This window comes from Pseudomonadota bacterium (genome assembly GCA_026388275.1).
Taxonomy (GTDB): domain Bacteria; phylum Desulfobacterota; class Syntrophorhabdia; order Syntrophorhabdales; family Syntrophorhabdaceae; genus JAPLKB01.
The window spans coordinates 1-21,570 of the sequence record JAPLKB010000035.1; the positions used below are offsets into that span (position 1 = coordinate 1).

A 21,570-nucleotide genomic window follows, 5' to 3' on the forward strand; every position below is an offset into this window, starting at 1 on the left:
AATTCTGCTGAAGTTCCAGGTTAGGAATCCGTTCATAATTCCACCGATGTCCGTTCCAATTCTTGTTTTTGTAGTATCCTCTCCAACCAAGGTCTACATCATGATAGAAAGTTGGAACATTGTTATAATAACCCCAGCCCCTGTCATAATATTGTGAGCGATACCAAAAACCATTATTTAGACGCCACCAGAAACCATTCCAGAAAAACAGGTCAGCGCTTATATCAGGAACAACATACACATTGTCCGTATCAGGTATCACTATCACAACCGGAGGTGCCTGAAATGCGAGCGGCGGAGGCGGCGGCTGGACATAAGGCGCTCCTTTAGGTTGCTGACCTTGCGGCGGCTGGACCTGAGGTGTTCCCTGAGGTTGCTGACCTTGAGGTGGTTTCTTGGGATCATGGACCTGAATCGGCTGATCTTGCGGCGGCTGACCCTGATGCTTTTTTTGATACTGTTCTTCTCTTTGACGTCTCAGCTCCTGCCTTTGTTGTTGGGGTCGAGGCTGATAGTTCTCTACTCCCCAGCGTTTTTTGCTTTCCCAATAACGATTATCTTGCCAGCTTTTCCAATTCTGCTGAAGTTCCAGGTTAGGAATCCGTTCATAATTCCACCGATGTATATTGTGAGCGATACCAAAAACCATTATTTAGACGCCACCAGAAACCATTCCAGAAAAACAGGTCAGCACTTATATCAGGAACAACATACACATTGTCCGTATCAGGTATCACTATCACAACCGGAGGTGCCTGAAATGCGAGCGGCGGTGGCAGCGGTGGGCTATAGACAGAACCACCAGGTGCCATAGGAACAACTACACATCCCGTTAGTAAGGTTAATGTTAGTAAGGTTAATGCAAGGGGAATCATCATTCTTTTCATCAGGTGCATCCTCCAATCAGCAGTTTCAAACCGTATTTTTTCATTATGATTATTTATAGCCTCTAAGTATTATCTGCAATGCTTATGCCAAGAAAACTCTTCCATGAAAGAATTGAGCTGTCCCGCTTATGATCGTAAACCTCAGCAAAACCTTCGGCAGCTTCTGCTGCATTTTATCATCATCAAGGCCATGCCGGAGCTATTGGGTCTATTCAACCCATCTGACAAAGTTTTCCAGGCCCTCTCTGGGCGATTTGAAATTATTAACAGGGCTGTTTTGGTCAGGATAACCAAGGGCAACACCTATAACTACATCCTTGTTTTCCGCTATATCCAGGACTTCTTTTATTTCGTCTTCATAGGCACTAATAAGACCGATAGGACAGGTGTTAAAACCGAGATCATATGCAACAAGTGTAAAATATCCCAGGGCAATGCCCATGTCTACAAGGCGCGCCTTGGAAAAAGCATTGTCGAGACAGAGTATGACAGCAACAGGAGCACCATAAAAATTACAACTCCCCTCGTTGACAAAACGGTTAAAATCCTGACCCATCTGTTCAAGATAGGGGTTCATAAGTTCAAAGGACTCAACTCCTCTCTTGCTGAACGTATCAGCCAGGGGTTTTACGTTTCCCGGGCTGCAGGATATCTGTTTTTCCCTGTATGCCTTAATAAGCTTCCTGCTTAGCCTTGCCTTTTCTTCACCCATGACAACAATAAACTCCCAGGGCTGCAGGTTGATTGCGGAAGGAGCGTTAATCACGATGTTTAATATCTCTTCTATCTTTTCTCTCGGAACGATATCCGGATTAAAAGCCCGAATGCTTTTTCTTCCCTTGATTGCCTGTATTAATTCCATGCTCATACCTCCATGTAATATCAATCCGCCTTCACGTACTGTTAGCAGGCCTGCGTCGGCTCGTCGTCATCGCCCGGGTACCCTCTGGGTGCTATGTATGAATCCGAATTGATATAAAATATATGAGATAACATACCATATTTTGTTAACGGTTCACAGTTCAAGAGTTTTTAAAAAGGTATCTTGAATGGTTGGATAACTAATGTTAGAATAATTATGGCAAGTAACATTTAAGAGAGGAATAAGACATGTTGGAAAAAACCATTACCAGTATCGAAACAAACATTAAAAATGCCGTATCAATAGGAGAAAAAGACCGGGAAGATTTGTTGGAATTATTATCAATCCTGAAATCCGAGGTCCTGGAGCTTTCCAAAACCAACGCAGAACATGCCGAAAGCATCACAGGTTTTGCCAAGGTCTCCGCCCACGAGGTAACAAGGCAAAAAAAGAATCCAAATCTCATAGAATTATCACTTACAGGCCTGACTTCATCAATTGACGAACTTGAAAACACACACCCGACGCTTGTAGAAACTGTAAACAAGATCTCCCATATACTGGCCAACATGGGTATTTAGAGCTTTTGAATGTTTTTTGTTTAAAAGCTCTACTCTTCAGTATCTATATTACCCTGGACGTATATCTTTAAACGCTGGAATGCCGCTTAAAATATGTTGTTTTTTAAAACTTATTTTAAATTGTGTTCTTTTGCCCACTGTGCAACATGTACGGGGCTTTCGAGGATTGCTGCCCCGGCTGCACGTAACGCTTCGTGCTTGCCGTCTACTGTTCCTGACGAACCTCTGACAATAGCGCCTGCATGTCCCATACGTTTGCCTTGAGGAGAGTAACGGCCTGCGATATAAGCAGCAACCGGTTTTGTCATTCTTCTTGAGATAAACCCGGCAGCCTTTTCCTCCTGTTCTCCGCCAACCTCCCCGACAACAATAACTCCATCAGTACCTTCATCTTCCTGAAAGAGTTCAAGGATATCGGCAAGATTCCTCAGAACAACCGGATCGGCGCCCATGCCAACAACAGTACTCTGACCGACATGGCTTTCAGAGAGAATGCCCGCAAATTCATAAGAAAGTGTACCGCTGCGGGAAATAATTCCAACACGACCAGGTGCAAACAATGAAGCAGGCATAATTCCCATCTTACCTTTTCCCGGAACAAGAATGCCCGGAGTTGTGGGTCCAAGGGCAAATACACCCTTTTCGATAGCATAGTTCCGCATTATTATTACATCCTTTACCGGGATATACTCAGGGACAATTACAATGAGTTTAATCCCTGCATCGATGGTTTCCAGAAAAGCATCGAGGACAAAAGCTGCGGGGACAAAAAAGACCGATGCATTGGCTCCTGTCATCCTAACCGCTTCCTCAACACTGTCAAAGACCGGTAGGCCTTCAACGGTGGACCCTCCTTTACCGGGGGTGACGCCGCCGACAACCTTTGTTCCGTATTCGAGCATCCAATGAGTCTGAGCGCTTCCGATACGTCCTGTAATGCCCTGCACAATAACACGGGTAGAATTATTCATTAATATACTCATGGGTAGACCTCTATTTAACTTTTATCTTTTAATATTTGAAAAAACATACTGGAACCTGTACGGCGAAAAGAAAATTCCATCAATTGCCCCCGACCAGCTCATAGAGTTTGTCAATAGCCCTTTCGGTTGCCACCTCTGTGACGACATGCACACCGCCCGAACGGAATATTTCCCATGTCTCTTCCTGACGGTTCCCGAGAGCTTTGGCAACAATTGGAATTTTAACATTGTGTTCCTGAATATAGCGGACTACACCCTTAGCACCTTCGTGTATCGGGTTTATTCCACCATAGACATTGATGAATATTGCCCTGAGTCCGGGCTTCATCATAATAAGATCCATACACCGGTAAAGCAAATCAGCAGTAATACCGCCTCCAGTTTCAAGGAAATTGGACGGTCTCATCTTCTCACCGATAATATCCATAGAGGCCATGCCAAGGCCTGCTCCTGAAGAAATAAGCCCGATATCCCCGTCAAGATCAACGTATGTAACTCCGATCTCCCTGCCTCTGCGCTCAAGCGGATTCTCAATCCGATCAACACGATCCGGTAAAGGAAAGCGAATCCTTGACAATGCTGAATCATCTACTTCAAGAACGGCATCAACAGCGATCAATCCCCCGTTTGGAAGTACAACAAGAGGGTTTACCTCAGTAATAAGCGACTCATAGCGTAATGCCACATTATACAACTGATTGATTACGTCCGTCCATGCGGTAATAAGCTGCTGTTTCAGGCCAAGCATCCTCAGGAGGGTGCGGGATTGGTAAGGGTAATATCCGAAAGAGGGATCTATATGGATTGCCGCAATCTTTTCCGGCGACGTTCTTGCTGTCTCTTCAATAAGCATACCGCCTTCAGTGCTGACTACAATAACAGGCTTACCTGAATAACCATCTATGGTAATACCCAGATACAACTCTTTTGCAATCTCCACCTTCTCACAGACAAGGATCTTGCGAACAGGCAGCCCTTTGATATCTGAGCTGAGCAGGGCATCGGCCATTTCTTTCAATTCATCCGGCGTTGATGCAGTCCTGATTCCCCCGGCAAGTCCACGTCCGCCTACAAGCACCTGGGCCTTCAACATAACAGGATACCCTATTTCTCCAGCCACATGGAGGGCTTCGTGCATGCTCCCGGCAACGCCTCGTCGCGGAACAGGAATACCGTTTTGTTCAAAAATGTCTAATGCCTCATATTCATGAAGTCTCATAATTATTCACATTCCTTTAAATTATAATTAGTTTTATAACTGTCAGCATATATTATTTTATATTCTGACAACATGTTAGTATAAAATTGCAGTCTTAAGAAGTCAATGAAAATGATTATATATTTAATTGTATTTTGAATTAGTATGCTATCGCTAAAAAGGAAAATCATATAACAATTAACGCCTTGTATAAATGCTTTTCCTGAAACCAAAAAAGTATTCCAAACAAATACATACAAAATCATGATAAATTAAATTTATTATTTGTAAAAATTTAATTGCAAATTTAATTTAATTGATGTACAATTTTTCATGGTAAAGAAAATGAAAAAAGAAAATACAAAACAGCAGGAAGACAGCAGCCTCATCGCCTACCATGGAATCCGGCACATGCTCTACACGAAAGAACTTGTACCGGGTCAAAGGATAGCCTATCGCGATCTTGCCGAAAAGCTGGAATTGAGCCCAACTCCAATTATTCAGGCACTTAAATGGCTCGAATTGGAGGGTTTTGTGCACCACGAACCGAACCGGGGCTATTCAATGGCACCTTTCAGCCTCAACGAAATAGAAGAGCTCTACGAGCTCCGTGAACTTATCGAACCGTCTCTGGTGCCTATTACTATACAGCATATTGACAAAAAGGGTATCACAGAACTCAAAACAGCGTTGGAGGCACATCTTTCCGCGGAAAGGGAATTCTATTTAAAGGAACGGCTTTTCAAGAACAGGGAATTTCACATGACGCTCGCTTCTCTTTCAGGAAAAGGGACCCAGATTCGGATACTGCAGAATGTTTTCGATATGTTGTTCCTCAAATACGGCGGCAACTACTTTCCCATGTCATCACTTACGTCCACCGATCAGGCGCATCAGGAAATATACGATGCTGTTGCGTTACGAAGCCTCGAAAGAGCCCAGACAGTGCTCAAAAATCACCTTACCAATGTGAAGATTCAGGTATTGTCGAGCGTTAAAAAAATGCTGGCAGAACAGGAAAAATCCGTTTTCTGAAACGCACGAAAATTTTATTCTAAATATTTTAAATTAAGGAGGTACACACTATGGGTCTAAAAACAAAAGAGGAGTATATCGAATCGATACGGGCTTTAAAACCCACAGCATATATGTTCGGAGAACGCCTGACCAATATCGTAGACAATGCCCGTTTGCGTGCCGGTATCGAGGCAACCGGAGCAACCTATGAACTGGCAAATATGCCTGAAAACCGTGATCTTATGACTACCATGAGCCCTCTTATCAATGAGACTGTAAGCCGTTTTACACTACCCCCGGCCAGTGTAGAAGACCTGGTTGCAAGAGTAAAGGTTAATAGAAAAATAGCCAATTACGTGGGGACATGCCATCAACGGTGCACAGGTCTTGACTGTCTATCCACCCTTGCCATTGTAACTTATGACATTGATCAAAAGTACGGCACCAACTATAATAAAAACTTTACCGAATTCCTGAAACACATGCAGAAAAACGATCTTACCGGAAATGCAGGTGTTACTGACGTTAAAGGTGACCGCTCCCTTAACCCCAGCGAGCAGGTCGATAAAGATATGTTTCTCCGCGTTGTTGAAAAACGGGACGACGGCATCGTCGTACGCGGCGCAAAGGCACATCAGACCGGTTCTCTTTCCTCCCATGAAATTATTGTTATCCCCACGAGGGCAATGGGGAAGGAAGACAAAGATTACTCCGTAGCTTTTGCCATACCTTCCGACACAAAAGGGCTGATACATGTCGTCGGCAGATCTACACTTGATATGCGTGAACTGGACGGATGCGATATCGGCAATGTCTATTATTCGAAATACTGCCCTACCCTCATCTTTGACGACGTTTTCGTACCCTGGGATCGTGTATTTATGTGCGGCGAAACAGAATTCGCACAGGATATGGTCGTAAAATTTTCTTCTTTCCATCGTCAGAGTCATGGCGGATGCAAATCCGGCAAAATTGACTGCATGACCGGCGCTGCCCTTACCATGATGGATTATAACGGAACCGCAAAGGCCGGCCATCTGAAACAGAAGGTTATCGATATGATCCACAGAGCGGAGACCCTGTATGCCTGCTGCCTCGCTTCTTCATATGAAGGAAAAAAACAGCCCTCGGGCGCATACTTTATAGATACCGTCCTTGCCAATGCCTCTAAAATCCACGAGGGCAAAGAAATGGCTGAAGCTACCAGGCTGATGATAGATGCCGCCGGCGGTTTTGTGGCAGATTTGCCTTCAGACAGAGATTTTGCTAATCCTGAAATCGGCGGTCTTTTGAAAAAATATTTGAAGGGTGTTGACAGTGTTCCTGTTGAAAATCGCGTAAAGATGTACAGGCTGGTGGAAAAGATGGCCATGGAAAGCGCTGATACTATTTCCGACATACACGGCGGCGGTTCACCGGAGGCTCATCGCGTAACCATCTTCCGTGAAACAGATATTCAGAGCAAGAAAAAGGCTGCCAAAAGACTGGCAGGGATTAAAGACTGATATAAACGTTTTATATAAAAAGGGCGGCTTTTTCAGCCGCCCTTTTTAATTTTCAAGGTATATCTTCTCTATTTATAAATAAAGGCGTCGGCAATATTTTTCTGAAAAGTAACCTGGTTCGCCTACTTTTCATCTTCTCCTTTCATCTTCGTGCCAACTTTCCTGTTCTTTTGTTAAGTAACAGGCTTGGTCATTCCCGGAAAAAAAGTCCAAAAAAATATAACATCATTTCTTCTAATGTTATATAATATATCAGGCTGGTTCCGGCACTTCCCCCCCCAATAAAGAATTGCCACCCAGCCCGCCACGGTATCTGCAAAGGTACCGTGGCCTCTTTTTTATAAGTTGTTGTGTCCTTGTAGAAAAAATATATCTATTTAGCAACAGAATCTATATTGGTATATAATAAGACCCTATGAAAAAGATAATCATCGATATTGATAACACTTTATGGGACTTTGCTTCTGTTTTCTATGAACGAATTAAGAAGGTTAGTCCTGACTTTACCCCTCCTGAGGGGTGGCACACCTTTGACTTCTGGAAAGCTTATATCTCTCCAAAACAATTTTACAGCATTATCAGAGACATCCACATGGATCAGGATCGGTTTCCTCCCTATCCACAGGCAGAATCATTTCTATCATCATTAAAAGAGAATGGCTTCTATGTTATTATAGCAAGCCACAGGGAAAAAGGTACATTTGATGTTACCGCAAGATGGCTAAATCAATATAATCTCATATTTGATGAACTCCATATAAGTTACGATAAGACAATCCTCTTCAATGAATGCCGGGCCATTGTTGATGATAGTCCGATAACTCTTGAGAAAGCGGCAAAGGCCGGTATCATAGGGGTTGGATTAAGGATGCCGTGGAATGAACGTGAAGATTATACTTTATTCGACAACCTGACAGAAGTGCTTCAGTACCTGAAAAAACAACTTACTTAACCGGAGGAGAACAAATGTCTTTTTATGAAGAAATAGCAGATTACTATGATCTGATCTTCCCTTTCAACAAGGCTCATATTGACTTCGTAAAAAGCTGCGTTGAAGAACCGTATCGGACAAAAACAGTATTGGATGCTGGATGCGGCACAGGTGATCTTGCGATAGCTCTGGCTCAGATTGGTTTTCACGCTATTGGCATAGATTATGATGCAAAGATGCTCCATAAGGCCGGAGAGAAAATAGACAAAGAACACCCTGTTATCTTTAACCGTTTGGATATGAGAGAGATCGCAAATTATTTCATCATGCCTGCATTCGACGCAGTTCTCTGTTTCGGCAATACACTCGTCCATTTAACCGGTCTTTCAGAGATAGAGTCGTTCTGCAAACAGATAAAGAGTATATTAAAAGATAACGGCAGATTCCTTCTCCAGATACTCAACTATGACCACATTCTGGATCATAATATAAAATCTCTGCCGCTGATAGAGAATAACATCATTACCTTTGAGCGATACTACAAATACAATGATATAAATAATCTTATTGAGTTCAAAACTGTATTAACCATTAAAGAATCGAATAGAATCATAGAAAATACAATCCTTCTATATCCTTTAAGAAAACATGAGCTTGATATGGTATTGAAAAAGGCAGGCTTTACCGATATTTCATATTATGGTGATTTTGACAAGAGAAAGTTGAAAGAAGATAGTCTTCCTCTTGTTGCGGAAGCTTCATGATTCCTCTAAATCATTTCGGATTAATGTTATCTCTGCTTGCTTAGTTCAAGATAGATGGTTTCAACCATGCTCGGCCAGACCATAGCTCCGGGCTGTGCAGGTTTATTATCGATATTGTATATTTTTTTGATTACATCGAGGTTTTTACCCTCCTTCATCAGTTCCTTAATTCTGGCTTGTTTATCTTCTATGCCTTGAATATGATTCTGAATGTCTTTTCTTGATGCCGGGTCTCCATGCCCGTTTATAAACACTTCAGCATCAAGGTTCAATATGGATTTGAGAACCTTAACAAGTCCGTATGAGCTTCCGTTTTTGTGAAGGTGAATCAGTTGATCTCTGTCTATGAATATAAGGTCGCCGATAAAAGCTACTTTTTCATCAGGGAAATACACAATGATATCTCCGTCGGTATGTGCAGGGCCGAAATAAATAAGATCAATGCGCTTGTTCTTTATATCATCGGTGCAATATAGGCTAAGCTTATCAGAGAAGGTGATATCGGGAAGATATGTCCGTTCCCTTGCTGACTGAAAGGCCTTATCCATGTGTATACGCGTATTCTCATGGGAGATAATGGTTAATCCTTGCGGGAAGCCAACAAGACCGTTTACATGGTCACGATCACTATGTGTGATGATGATGTGCACAATAGGATTGGAAGTCATTTTCCTGATAGCCCATATCATTTGTTTGGCTGCATCTTCTGTCATTTTGGAATCTACAACCACAACTTCTTTCTTGCCTATGAAAAAACCGGTGTTGGCGCCACTCCCGCCTTTTACCTGGTAGATATTGCCCTTTATATTCTGAATGGAAACGGACTGAATTTCCTGTCTTGAGGGTTGTGCCTGTTTTGAAACCTGCCGGGCTATAACCGGTGAAACAAAACACAGGAAAAAAATAACTAAGACTATGTGTATCAATGAACGTTTCATAGATTATTCCTCCTTTGTCCAATTTCTACTTATCACATATTTTCCATCAGGATAAGTGCCGTCACAAGATAAACCCGATATTGCTATGAGGTTTTCACGGCTATGCTACAGTATATGAGCCTGTGCCAACGGCGATGATCTCGTTTTGATCATTGTTCAGTTCAATTCTTGTAACAGCAACCTTATTTCCCGTTCTCAAAGTATAGGCAGTAGCAACAAACCACTTACCAATCCCGGGGCGCAAAAAATCAACACGCAAATCAATAGTGCTCACCCTGCCAAATCTCTTAAGCCTTGTTTCTAAAGTCTCATCCGCCATCTTTTCCTGAATACTCATAAACGCCGACAGGCCGCCTGTAACATCAATAACAGATGATATAACTCCTCCATGCAGCATCCGGCGTGAATAATGTCCCATTAATTCGTCCCGCATATGAAACAGTACCTTTACGCGCTCGTAGCTTATCAATTCAATTTTAATGCCCAGAAGTTTGTTAAATGGAATTTTCTCGCTGAACATTTCATTGATGACTGAAAGAAGCTCTTCATCGTTTACAGAGTTGTGCATTGCCTCTCCTTGATAGAAAGCTAATTAGTAGTTTAATCTGGTCCTGCTATATCACCATTATAAAACCGGTCAGGATAACTGTCAATGTCCATTCCAACGGGCTTTTTCTCTTTTTCTGCAACAAACAGCATATCCCTGACCAGCAGTTCGTCTCTTGGAAAACTTGCTGATTTTGTGGTGCGTTCAAGCACTTATACAGCAAGACTCAACTTCCGGACCTATTTTTTGGGGGCGGGACAGGTCAGGTAAGTAATCCATGCACTTGGAGGTTAACAAAAAGAGGTCATTTTTTACTTGTAATTTTACTATCAGCAGGTCTGCACATAGGAGTGTGGATTCTTTGTCCTCATTGATCTCCGAGGGCTTTTTCAGAAAAATAGAACATTGCTGTTCAAAATGTCAAGGTTCGGACTACATAAAACAGTTTAATAACTCCGTATTGGAGGTAGCATATGGAATCAATAAATAATACAATAGCTTTAAAGACTGCATGCACGTCAGCTATGCCTCTGAAATGGGAGAAGATTCAGGAAGAATCTGGCGGGGAAGAATTGGAAGGTCTTATATTGAGCACGCAAAGGGTTCTGGATCACATGGAGACATTGTGGGAGATAAATCACAATGCTGTTGAATTAAGGGATAAATTTCATTTATTACGCTGTTACCTTGATTATATAAATCAATATTGCGAAGGATACCGCCCATAGGGTGTTATATTCTACAAAAGGAGGAAATTGTGGAGCTTACAGAAATATTCGGATCTAACGTTTTTAATGATAAGGTCATGAAAGAGCGACTGCCCAAACAAGTCTACAAAAATCTGAAGGAAACGATTGAAAAAGACGTTCCTTTGCAACCCGAAGTTGCTGATGTGGTTGCAAATGCCATGAAGGATTGGGCTATTGAGAAAGGTGCAACCCATTATACACATTGGTTCCAGCCCTTAACCGGGATAACAGCCGAAAAACATGATTCCTTCATATCCCCGGCAGACGATGGCAGCGGGATTATGGAATTTTCCGGCAAGCAATTGATCCAGGGTGAACCGGATGCATCATCCTTTCCGAGCGGCGGACTTCGCACCACATTTGAGGCAAGAGGTTATACTGCTTGGGATTGCACCTCACCTGCATTTTTAAAAGAAGATGAAAGCGGCAATGTTACCCTTACAATTCCTACAGCCTTCTATTCCTATTATGGCGAAGCCCTTGATAAAAAGACTCCTCTGCTGCGTTCCATGAAAGCTGTCTCAAAACAGGCACTGAGAGCTCTAAAGGCGTTGGGCAATATTACGTCAACAAGAGTAACCTCCACCGTAGGCCCTGAACAGGAATATTTCCTGGTTGATAAAAAATTATATCAGGAGCGGATTGATCTGATGTTAGCCGGCAGAACAATATTCGGCGCTCCCGCACCTAAAGGCCAGGAACTTGAAGATCAGTATTTCGGCGCAATTAAAGACAGGGTATCCGATTATATGAAGGACCTTAACACAGAGCTATGGAAGATGGGCATTACATCTAAGACTCAGCACAACGAGGTTGCTCCTGCTCAGTATGAAATGGCTCCTCTTTTTACCACAACAAACATCGCAACCGACCACAACCAGCTTGTAATGGAAACAATGCAAAAGGTTGCCTTACGTCACGACCTGATATGCCTGCTTCATGAAAAACCCTATGCCGGTATTAACGGTTCAGGCAAGCACAATAACTGGTCACTTTCGACAAATGACGGCATCAACTTGTTGGAACCAGGCAATACACCAGGTGAAAATGTTCAGTTTTTGTTATTTTTAAGCTCATTAATTAAAGCTGTCGATATCCATGCCGATATACTGCGGGCTACCTGCGCACATGCCGGAAACGATCATCGCCTGGGAGCCAATGAGGCTCCCCCGGCCATCATATCCATATTTATGGGCGAAGAATTGACGGAGATTCTGGAAAAAATCGCAAAAGGCGAAAAGATCTCCACCAAAGATGCGCAATTTGTAAACGTCGGCGTGGATACACTTCCTATGTTCCCCAAGGATAATACAGACCGCAACAGAACCTCTCCCTTTGCCTTTACCGGCAATAAGTTCGAATTCAGAACGGTTGGCTCGTCGCAGTCTATTGCAGGGCCCAATGTGGCATTAAACACAATAGCAGCGGAAGCTCTCGACGAAATAGCAACCCGTCTGGAAAAAGCTAAAGACAAGAATGCTGAAGCAGCGGCAATCATCAGGGAAATCTATAAGAAGCACGGTCGGGTCATCTTCAATGGGAACAATTATGCAGAAGACTGGGTAAAAGAAGCCAAAAAGAGGGGCTTGCCCAATGTCACAAACTCTGTTGATGCATTAAAGGCTTTTGTTACGGACAAAGCCCTTAAACTTTTTGAAAAATATGAAGTCCTGTCGCATAAAGAACTGCATTCACGTTATGACATCTATGTCGATATCTACGCAAAACAGATTAATATCGAAGCTCTGACAGCAATAGATATGGTTAAGAGGCAGTTTATTCCGGCAGCAACAGAATATGCAACTTTTCTGGCTAACTCTATCGCCAGTTTTAAGTCTGTATCTATTCCGGCTTCTGTTCAGGAAGACATTCTCGGGAAACTCAGCACCCTGCTCGTGTCATCCTATAAGAATCTGTCAAGACTTGAAATTGGAGTGAAGAAGGCTCAAAACAAAGATGATGTCGTTAAAAAGGCTGAAAGCTATCGCGACAACGTTATTCCTGCAATGCAGGACCTGCGCATAGATATAGATAGTATGGAAATGATCGTTCCTAATGATATGTGGCCTGTGCCAAGTTATACGGATCTTCTGTTTAAACTGTAAAAACAGTTATCTGTAATAGAGGCGCACTGCGGTTAGCATATTCAAGCATCTTTTAAGTAATTAACATAGTTCACCCCAGCTTTGCCTGGGGTGAACTATCATCTGACAGAACTGTCGGAATGGAGTTCCTATTCCATTTTATCAATCGTTCTTTATTTTAAGTTCTTGCAAAAAATTATACAGTTCCTGGAAAGCAAGAAAAGTTAAACCCATATTTTCCATTAATATAAATATCGGTGTTGCCAATGACATATCCGGGCTAAAGTGCAAAGGATTTTAGGCTGTGCAAGAAGACCTGTCCGATTAATATATAGACAACTATTTTGTTTTACTTCCGGCAATGCAAAACACTATTCGCAAATATTTCTTGACAGCAAGTTTAAATAACAGGAAAATGGAAGAAAAAAGACGGATATGACAGGGAAAATATCGGTTTTGTAAAGAAAATATTATTGAATATTGTTTTCTCTTCTATTCGGTCGATGTCCTATAAGGAATCTTGATTTTTTAAGAAATGAGCTTGACCCCGGCGAGCTTTCCTTCAAAAACCTTCTGTTAAACTGCCGGTTATTTGGAGAGAGTTTTTTGAAGCCTTTAGGGGCACATTTAAAAAAGGAGGTTATATGCCTATAATTCAAGTCAACTTAATTGAGGGAAGGACAGTAGAGCAGAAGAGAAAACTCGTGGCAGGAATAACTGATGTTGTAGTAAAAAGTCTTGGTGTAGAACCGGATACTGTGAAAATTATCCTACAGGACATGGCAAAACATAATTACGCAATAGCGGGCATGCTATTATTGGACAAATAATAAATAACGCACTGGTTCATATTAAAATCCATTAAGCAGGCATTATAAATGAGAAGAGGAGGCATGAAAACCTTGCGGTAGGGGCAGTAAAAGAGTGCTTTTCATACTTGCTTTAAAAAAAGCCAGCAAACTCCAGTAAAAAATAGTTGCATTTTTATTTAGTTTAAAGGAGAATAGAAACAAAAAGGGCTGGTTAATTTAAATGTCTCATATTTGGGGGATCGGCGAGGGTATGCAATAATGCCTTTTACGGCTTTATTGCTGAAGAAAAGCTTCGTATATTGTCTTTTTTTCTACTCAATGGATTACCTCTGTATTTTCCTATCTGCAGCAAGCATATTAATTGCGGCATATTAATGCAGCATATTAATTGTTAGGTAAATAAAAGGAGGCTTTTATGAAGGGTGTGGGTGTTGTTTTCGATATTTATGCATTAGGTGGGGGTTTCTATGGAGCAAAATCGTGGGATATTTTTATGCAAAATCTTCGTCCCGAGAAAATTGTAGGTTGTACGTTGCATGCAGGAGATACCTCTGAAACACTGAAGGGCGGCAAGCGTGAATTCTGTATCGCTATTTTCGGCGATAAACTGAATGTTGAGGCTGTCAAGGATGTCTTCTCAGTTGCTGCTGAAAATGGACTTGCTTCAATAGACCGGCGTTTCATGTTAAGCCCTCAACTGGACTCAGAATCTTTTGCAGAAACAGGAACAATTGACTCCGTTGGCAGGTTTGTCCAGAATACATGGAGTCGTGCATTCCATGACCGCTGCAAAAAATCCGATTGGGGATATATGCCTGCAAGTATACCGGCGGATATTTCTCCGGAATTAAAGACCGAATTGGCGTTGCTGCAAAGCAAGACAGTACAAGTAAAAAAACCCTGGTGGAAATTCTGGGATTAGGTTGTACCCGAGAAGGTGTGAAAAATTCAATTTCAGGCATCACTCCTGTAAAACAGCAGTCCAGATTTTCTGTAAGCTAAGGAGTAAATCTGTTTTTTTCACACCTTCTTAAAATTACAACAAAAAGAAAAACGCGACAGAATGAACTCACCCGCCACAAGCAGGCAGGGCATAATTCCGATTCTAAATCAAAGATGAAATGAACTACCCCGCGGTAATTTGCGGGGCAATCAAGGCGGCAAGGGAACACCTGCAAGCTGGTACCCGGACATAGGCGTACAAAGAGTCAAAGAGCTACATAGCTCACATGGTGAACGAGAGGGGGAGGCTCCGACGGCCGGGGGACCCACCCTGTGAGTGGGTCGCTGGAGGGGGCGACGTGAGCCCCAGTAATAGAGGAGTTGATGACGAAGCCAACGATGATAACGCTTTGATTTGGAAGTGGAATTACTGATATAAAATAGAGCTTACTGCATCATTAAAACTCAATAGTTTTGAATACTCGAAAAGGGTGGACATTGCCATACTTTCCGTGTGTATCCCGGACTCCTCTGCGGCAGCGATAGGATTAAGACCGCCTACCGCTATCATACCGACTTTATCAGCCCCTACCGGGATGTCCAGTAAGGGCTGATTCGGCTTACCAAAGAGGATTTTTCCTCCAATACCTTTTCTTACCATCTTATTGCTTAAGCTTTCTGCCTCATTTACGCTGACAACAGGTATTTCCCGGAAACTTGCAAGTATCTTTCCGGTATTTTGTTTGATAACCCCGGTTATATCGGTCATTCTGCTTCGGATAAAAATCTCAAGCGGGTCCAGAGAAGACCCCTCATAACTGATCAGTGAAACAAACCTCTTGGGTATTCCTTCCTGAATTTCAATCACACCGCCATATTTAGAGGCAACCGGTATACCGGCCTTAAGGAATATACCATTTAATGTTATACTGCAGACTGTCCCAATGCCTATTGTGCCTTCAGGAATAATAACATCTCCAATCCTTTCCCCATTCTTTGCCATAATAATTTTATTACACATAACATACGGTGAATTAAAGACTTCTGTCATTACCCTTAGTGCGTCTCTCAGTTTCTTTTCAGGGAAAAAGGATATATTAAGTATTATATTCCCTTTCATGGCGTCTATGTTAAAATCTGTTAAATAGGAAAGACTGTCCATCTTACTGATAACAAAATTGACCCGTTCAGACACAAAGGAATTGTTCAGCTCTGACCTTCCTTTTTCAGTAATAGTCCTTCCCCTCTTGCCCTGAACAAAGGTTAATCCGTTATCGTCAAGCATCTTAAGGTAATGACGTACCGTCCTCTCGGAAAGTTCAATCCCATGAGGCAGCAATTCTCTTGCGAGTTCTGTCGAACCCATGATATTTTGCTGCCTGTCCAGAACTCTGAGAATGGTATACATTACTTTGTTCATATTAAACAATCCCGTATGCGAGCATTGCCTTGGCAACTTTTAGAAATCCGGCAATATTTGCGCCGGCAACATAATCTCCTTTTTTGCCATATGCTTCCCCGGCCTCAATACATGACTTGTGTATACTTTTCATAATATCCAGCAGCATTTTGTCGACTTCTTCTTTCGACCATGAAAGCTTGAGGCTATTCTGGCTCATCTCAAGGCCTGAAACGGACACGCCTCCGGCATTGGCTGCTTTACCGGGTCCGAAGAGCACGTTGTTTTCCTGAAATACCTTGACGGCCTCCGGGGTTGAAGGCATATTAGCACCTTCTGCAACACAGATACATCCGTTCTTTACAAGGGCTTCCGCATTTTTACCGCCAAGTTCATTCTGAGTAGCACAAGGCAGGGCTACGTCTACTTTGATTCCCTGCTCCCTTATCACATCCCAGACATTGTCTCCCATATAGCATACTGTTCCAAACTTATCTGCATACTCTTTGATCCTTCCTCTTTTCACATTCTTCAATTCCATGACATAATCAAATTTTTCACCACAAATACCTCCATCATCAACTATTGTAGCATTGGAATCGCAGAGTGTAATCACTTTGCCCCCAAGTTGATTGACCTTTTCAACAGCGTACTGTGACACATTCCCTGCGCCGCTCACAGCGACAACCTTTCCTTTGAAATCCATGCCCCTTGTTGCCAGCATCTCGGCTGCAAAATATACTGCGCCGTATCCTGTAGCTTCAGGCCTTATCAAGCTGCCGCCGTATTCAAGGCCCTTTCCGGTAAGTACACCGGTATGCTCATTCACAATCTTTTTGTAATAACCGAACAAATAACCTATTTCCCGGCCGCCTACACCGATATCTCCGGCAGGTACATCTCTTTCCGGGCCAATGTGCCTGAAAAGTTCCCTCATGAAGGCATGGCAGAATCTCATGACTTCATTATCGGATTTTCCCTTCGGGTCAAAGTCAGAGCCACCTTTGGCACCGCCCATAGGAAGGGTAGTAAGAGAGTTTTTAAAAATCTGCTCGAAACCGAGAAATTTTAAAATACTGAGATTTACAGACGGGTGGAATCTCAGCCCGCCCTTGTAAGGTCCGATGGCATTATTAAACTGGATCCTGAATCCTCTGTTTACCTGAACTTCGCCCTTATCGTCAACCCAGGGAACCCTGAAGATCATCGTTCTATCCGGTTCGACAATGCGTTCATATATCTTTGCCTTTACAAATTCCGGGTGTTTGCTCTCAGTAGGTTCAAGAGACTCCATGACCTCCTTTACAGCTTGTTGAAACTCCGGTTGATTCGGGTCTTCTCTTCTTACTTTTTGAAGTGCATCATTGACAGCAGACATTTTAATCCTCCTCTTTATTTATTTTTCATATTTTCTTCACAGCTCTGATGGCACATTCTATTCAAACAGTTGCGCAACGGGTGCATTTTATCTCGAATTTCAACAGCTCCATGATCAATTTCCCGCATTTCTTCCAATCATTAAGGACATCCCTTGCCTTTCCGTCAAGCGCTTCGTCTTCCTCAATGCTTACCGGTTTCTCAAATACATCATCGTTTAAGGTATTATGCAGAGTCTTTCCGAATGTATTGAATACTGTGATCTTGTTTGATACTTCCATGCACCGCCTCAACACAAAGTGTAAACTTATAGTTTATATAAAACCTAAAAGACCCACCTTGTTCAATCAGGCTTAAGCTATATTTTAGATAAGGTTTATTACTATTATTTATATAGGGGATTTCCCTATTGTTGGTATGGATTCAATGTTATCTGCTTTCTACCCAATGTACGGCATGTTTCATCAGCTCAGTTGCGTTTTTCAACTTTAATTTTTCTTTTATGTTTGCACGGTAAGATTCGACCGTTTTTATGCTAACATGCAGATTATCCGCTATTTGGCGCGTTCCCACACCTTGCCCGATTAATTGAAATACTTCAAGTTCGCGGTCGCTCAGGATTTCTATTGCAGATTGGGTCGTTTCAGCCTTGCCGTCAATAAATCTTTTTACGATATTTGCACTTACCCCTTCGCTGATATACAATTCTCCCCGTAAAACCCTGCGGATAGCCTCCATCATTTTTTCTATTGCTTCCTGTTTCATAATATAGCCTTTTGCGCCTACCCGCAAAGCACGTTCTGCATACAGGGACTCATCGTGCATGGACACAACCAGCACAGGCAGATTGCCGTAACGTGCTTTAATGAGTTTGATTAACTCTATACCATCAATCCCCTGTAAGGAAATATCGACAATCATTAAGTCCGGTTGAGACTTTTTCAAGGATTCAAGGGCATGCTGTGCACTGTCTGCCTCACCGCAAACCACCAGGTCTGCTTCCTGATTGATCATCTGAGAAAGGCCTTTGCGTACAATAGGATGATCATCTACAATAAATATTTTTCGCTTGAGTTTTATGGAGTTATTCTGTTTTTTGTTCATGCTAACCTGTTCCCTCATCCCTTTGTTTGTTTTCGAACGAACAAGTGACAAGAGTACCGCCTTCCGAAGATTTTTTAATATCAAGGGATGCCCCTATCATATTCGCCCGGTGTTTCATAATACTGATACCCATACCCATGTTTTCTTCTGTAATATTATGGGAGCTTCGACCATTGTTTTTAATTGTAAGAACTGATACCCCATTATAATTAGCGAATTTGATTACAATTTTTGTTGCCTTTCCGTGCTTAACGGCATTATTAACTGCCTCCTGGATAATCCTGTAAATATGGATGGCAACAAAGTTATCATAAAAAAGTACAGGTTTATCATATTCAACATTGCATGTTATATTGAACATCTTTTTCATATTCCGCGAAAGCTCGGAAAGCGCTGACATAAGACCATTTGCTTCGAGTCTAACCGGGTATAGCCCACGTGCAATTCCTTTTGTCTGTGTAATAGCCTCGTCAATCAGCGACACCATCTCGCCGGCGCTCCTTGCCTCTGCAAAAGATTTTTTCTTCATCTTCTGTTGTAAGACCTTACCAAGAAAGGCAACGCCTGCAAGCTGCTGACATAAACTATCATGCAGGTCCTGTCCTATCCGCTGTTGTTCACGTTCACTGATTTCAAGAACCTGCTTTTCAAGACGTTTTCTTTCAATAATTTCTCCAATGCGCTTTGCTATAGCATTTATGAGGTTCCTTTCCTCTTTGAGGAATGGCCCTTCACCGCATTTTGGTCTGTCTTCAAGGTAATACACATCCAGAGAGCCTTCTTTTACCGTATGTACAATTATATCAGAGGATTGTTTCCATGGCGTTTCTGTAAAGTTTGCCGTTAAAGAAATCTGCTGGCCGATGCTGATTCTTGCACAGGTAATCTCAGGATACTGCCAGGCAGGTGGGATAGTATCCACAATGCCTCTGAGGATTCTGTCAAGGGAAATGGGGTATTTTTCAACGAGATTAGAAATGGTATAGAGGCAATTCAATTCTTTAACCCTTTCCCCCAGGGCATGCGTCTTCTTCTGCAGCATTTCTTTTATCTGTTTATTTTTCCGTTCGGATGCCTTTAATTGAGCAATCTGTTTATGCAGAAGGGTGAGCTTTTTTAAAACTGTGTCTTTATTTGCTTTTATAGTACGTGCTTTTTTACTGGCGGTATCACTGGCTGAAGCAATTTTTCCTTTAAATACTGGCATGTTAAAACATATACCACAATTAAGGCCAAAACAAAAGCGTGTATACTGATTTTGCAGATATCACGCTAACAGTTTAATTAAATTTGAAATCTTTTCCATTAAAAAGCCTGACGCATGCCTCAACAACATCCGCATCATATAAGATGCCGCTGTTTGTGGTTACTTCTTCAAGCGCTTTATCAATACCAAGCGCAGGTCTGTATGGCCTGTGGGAAGCCATTGATTCAACTACATCCGAAACAGCAATAATTTTTGCCTCGATTGCAATCTCATCCCCCTTTAATCCCTTTGGATAGCCGGAACCGTCTATCCTCTCGTGATGCTGGAGTACTATATCGGCAACAGGATGTTCAAATACGATTTCTTTTAGTATGTCGTAGGCAATTTGCGGATGCTCTTTGATTATATTAAATTCATGTATACTGATCTTGCCTGGTTTGCTAAGGATATCGGAAGGAACCTGAATTTTCCCAATATCGTGAAGCATACTTGCAATGTAAACAGACCTCGCCCTGTCTTCATCCAGACGCATTTCTTTCGCGATAGCACAAGCAAGGCTGGTTACGCGATGCTGATGTCCCGCAGTATAAGGGTCCCTTCTTTCAATTGTTGAGGCAAGAGCGTGTATGGTACAGTCCATCATGTTCTGTAACATGTCAAGGCTTTGTTTGAGCTTTACCTCCACTTTTTTACGTTCGGAAATATCGTGGGTTATTACAGCGACATGAGTTATATTTCCATTGTTATCAAAGTATGGATAATATGTTACTTCAAAAGAACGTATTTCATTATTATGAAAAGCAAAAGACTCTTCATAATACACTTTTTTGCCCGAAAAACATTGGTCTAATTTAGGCTTTATATTTTTCTTAAATGTTTCGCTGCCCCAGATGTCTTCAACCTTATAGTTTATAATATCTTCACGTTTTTTATTCCATTTTTTGCAATACGCATCATTAATAGCCTCATATACATAATCTGTGTTTATCAATGTCATAAAATCATTTGACGCATTTGCCATGAATTCATATTTGTGCAGCGCTTCCTCTGCCTGCATGTTTTCGGTTATATCTTTACTGTACCCAACCGTTCCTATTATATTTCCGACATTGTCGTGCAAAGGCGATTTGTAAACCTCAAGAATACGGCTTCCGTTTACGTATCTGATATCGTTAAATTTAAATTGTTCGCTTGTTTTTTTGACAACCGCATTGTCATTGGAATGAGCTTTTATGAAATCATAATAGTGTCTTGTCTCGCCTCTATTAGGCGAAAAATGTAAATCCGTTTTACTTGTAATATTTTCCTGGTTTTTATATTTCAAAAAGGTGTCATACATTTCTTTATTTGCAAATAAAAGCTTGCCGTTTAAGCCTTTCGCCCAGATCAAACCTGGAATATTATCAGTTATTGCCTCAAGAAAATTTGCTTGATTCAGGTTTAACGAATCATTCTTCCGATTTTGAATCTGTATAATGTTGTTTTTTACAATCGGTTCTTTAAGTTTTTCCGCTTCAGCCACACTATTGTTGGCTCCTGATAATTCCTCTATGAATTCTCTTTTTGTCTTGCTGTTATCCTTTTTTAATATGTTTTTTGCGTACCATTCCATTTAATTTTTATCCAGTCTTATTTGATTTATCGTCAAAGGAATGAATTTTATTAAGTGGCAGTTTGTGATTC

General features: G+C 41.8%; 23 protein-coding genes. 9 read left to right on the forward strand and 14 right to left on the reverse strand.

Annotation, left to right across the window (positions count from 1 at the left end; genetic code table 11):
* The 3 genes from NT010_09625 to NT010_09635 form a co-directional block, all read right to left on the reverse strand.
* Positions 1–649 (reverse strand): hypothetical protein (locus tag NT010_09625; protein MCX5806307.1); only part of this gene is annotated, 649 nt, incomplete at its 3' end.
* Positions 606–887 (reverse strand): hypothetical protein, encoded by a 282-nt coding sequence (locus tag NT010_09630; GenBank protein ID MCX5806308.1) that lies wholly within the window; start codon positions 885–887, stop codon positions 606–608. The genes NT010_09625 and NT010_09630, both read right to left, overlap by 44 nt.
* Positions 888–1,095: 208 nt before the next feature.
* Positions 1,096–1,749, reverse strand: a complete 654-nt coding sequence (locus tag NT010_09635) for a nitroreductase (protein ID MCX5806309.1) — start codon at positions 1,747–1,749, stop codon at positions 1,096–1,098.
* A 248-nt stretch (positions 1,750–1,997) separates the two neighbouring features.
* Between NT010_09635 and NT010_09640 the strand changes: the two genes are divergently transcribed.
* Positions 1,998–2,330, forward strand: coding sequence for a DUF4404 family protein (locus tag NT010_09640; protein MCX5806310.1), 333 nt, complete (start codon positions 1,998–2,000; stop codon positions 2,328–2,330).
* Positions 2,331–2,440: 110 nt separating this feature from the next.
* Here the strand turns inward: NT010_09640 and sucD are convergent, their stop codons facing one another.
* Positions 2,441–3,313 carry a succinate--CoA ligase subunit alpha gene (sucD, locus tag NT010_09645; protein ID MCX5806311.1) on the reverse strand — a complete coding sequence of 291 codons (873 nt, stop codon included), beginning with the start codon at positions 3,311–3,313 and terminating at the stop codon, positions 2,441–2,443.
* Between the two features lie 79 nt (positions 3,314–3,392).
* Positions 3,393–4,532: an acetate--CoA ligase family protein gene (locus NT010_09650; protein ID MCX5806312.1), complete on the reverse strand. Its 1,140-nt coding sequence runs from the start codon at positions 4,530–4,532 to the stop codon at positions 3,393–3,395.
* 324 nt (positions 4,533–4,856) lie between these two features.
* Here NT010_09650 and NT010_09655 point away from each other — a divergent pair, with 324 nt between their 5' ends.
* The 4 genes from NT010_09655 (at position 4,857) to NT010_09670 (ending at position 8,728) form a co-directional block, all read left to right on the forward strand.
* Positions 4,857–5,546, forward strand: coding sequence for a GntR family transcriptional regulator (locus tag NT010_09655; protein ID MCX5806313.1), 690 nt, complete (start codon positions 4,857–4,859; stop codon positions 5,544–5,546).
* Between the two features lie 50 nt (positions 5,547–5,596).
* The gene (locus tag NT010_09660; GenBank protein MCX5806314.1) at positions 5,597–7,033 is read left to right on the forward strand and encodes a 4-hydroxybutyryl-CoA dehydratase; all 1,437 of its coding nucleotides are present in this window, start codon (positions 5,597–5,599) and stop codon (positions 7,031–7,033) included.
* A 415-nt stretch (positions 7,034–7,448) separates the two neighbouring features.
* Entirely contained in the window at positions 7,449–7,985 is a 537-nt protein-coding gene (locus tag NT010_09665; protein ID MCX5806315.1) for a hypothetical protein, read from the forward strand.
* A gap of 14 nt (positions 7,986–7,999) precedes the next feature.
* The gene (locus tag NT010_09670; GenBank protein MCX5806316.1) at positions 8,000–8,728 is read left to right on the forward strand and encodes a class I SAM-dependent methyltransferase; all 729 of its coding nucleotides are present in this window, start codon (positions 8,000–8,002) and stop codon (positions 8,726–8,728) included.
* Between the two features lie 26 nt (positions 8,729–8,754).
* Here the strand turns inward: NT010_09670 and NT010_09675 are convergent, their stop codons facing one another.
* The 3 genes from NT010_09675 to NT010_09685 form a co-directional block, all read right to left on the reverse strand.
* Complete coding sequence (locus NT010_09675) at positions 8,755–9,666, reverse strand: MBL fold metallo-hydrolase (protein ID MCX5806317.1); 912 nt, start codon at positions 9,664–9,666, stop codon at positions 8,755–8,757.
* Positions 9,667–9,766: 100 nt separating this feature from the next.
* Positions 9,767–10,234 (reverse strand): thioesterase family protein, encoded by a 468-nt coding sequence (locus NT010_09680; GenBank protein ID MCX5806318.1) that lies wholly within the window; start codon positions 10,232–10,234, stop codon positions 9,767–9,769.
* A 32-nt stretch (positions 10,235–10,266) separates the two neighbouring features.
* Positions 10,267–10,425, reverse strand: a complete 159-nt coding sequence (locus NT010_09685; protein ID MCX5806319.1) for a hypothetical protein — start codon at positions 10,423–10,425, stop codon at positions 10,267–10,269.
* 261 nt (positions 10,426–10,686) lie between these two features.
* On the opposite strand from NT010_09685, the gene NT010_09690 reads away from it, so the two are divergent.
* The 4 genes from NT010_09690 (at position 10,687) to NT010_09705 (ending at position 14,780) form a co-directional block, all read left to right on the forward strand.
* Positions 10,687–10,941, forward strand: a complete 255-nt coding sequence (locus NT010_09690; protein MCX5806320.1) for a hypothetical protein — start codon at positions 10,687–10,689, stop codon at positions 10,939–10,941.
* Positions 10,942–10,970: 29 nt separating this feature from the next.
* Positions 10,971–13,067 carry a glutamine synthetase III gene (locus NT010_09695; protein MCX5806321.1) on the forward strand — a complete coding sequence of 699 codons (2,097 nt, stop codon included), beginning with the start codon at positions 10,971–10,973 and terminating at the stop codon, positions 13,065–13,067.
* A gap of 569 nt (positions 13,068–13,636) precedes the next feature.
* Positions 13,637–13,876 (forward strand): 4-oxalocrotonate tautomerase, encoded by a 240-nt coding sequence (locus tag NT010_09700; protein MCX5806322.1) that lies wholly within the window; start codon positions 13,637–13,639, stop codon positions 13,874–13,876.
* Positions 13,877–14,273: 397 nt separating this feature from the next.
* Positions 14,274–14,780: a hypothetical protein gene (locus tag NT010_09705; protein ID MCX5806323.1), complete on the forward strand. Its 507-nt coding sequence runs from the start codon at positions 14,274–14,276 to the stop codon at positions 14,778–14,780.
* Positions 14,781–15,227: 447 nt separating this feature from the next.
* Here the strand turns inward: NT010_09705 and NT010_09710 are convergent, their stop codons facing one another.
* From NT010_09710 to NT010_09735, 6 genes are all read right to left on the reverse strand, one after another.
* Entirely contained in the window at positions 15,228–16,220 is a 993-nt protein-coding gene (locus NT010_09710; GenBank protein MCX5806324.1) for an NrpR regulatory domain-containing protein, read from the reverse strand.
* A 1-nt stretch (position 16,221) separates the two neighbouring features.
* Positions 16,222–17,577 (reverse strand): NADP-specific glutamate dehydrogenase, encoded by a 1,356-nt coding sequence (gdhA, locus tag NT010_09715; GenBank protein ID MCX5806325.1) that lies wholly within the window; start codon positions 17,575–17,577, stop codon positions 16,222–16,224.
* A 61-nt stretch (positions 17,578–17,638) separates the two neighbouring features.
* Positions 17,639–17,857: a hypothetical protein gene (locus NT010_09720; protein MCX5806326.1), complete on the reverse strand. Its 219-nt coding sequence runs from the start codon at positions 17,855–17,857 to the stop codon at positions 17,639–17,641.
* Positions 17,858–18,005: 148 nt separating this feature from the next.
* Complete coding sequence (locus tag NT010_09725) at positions 18,006–18,680, reverse strand: response regulator transcription factor (protein ID MCX5806327.1); 675 nt, start codon at positions 18,678–18,680, stop codon at positions 18,006–18,008.
* A 1-nt stretch (position 18,681) separates the two neighbouring features.
* On the reverse strand, positions 18,682–19,887 hold the full coding sequence (locus NT010_09730) for a histidine kinase (protein ID MCX5806328.1): 1,206 nt from the start codon (positions 19,885–19,887) through the stop codon (positions 18,682–18,684).
* Between the two features lie 73 nt (positions 19,888–19,960).
* Positions 19,961–21,499, reverse strand: coding sequence for a PAS domain-containing protein (locus tag NT010_09735; protein MCX5806329.1), 1,539 nt, complete (start codon positions 21,497–21,499; stop codon positions 19,961–19,963).
* Positions 21,500–21,570 lie beyond the last annotated feature (71 nt).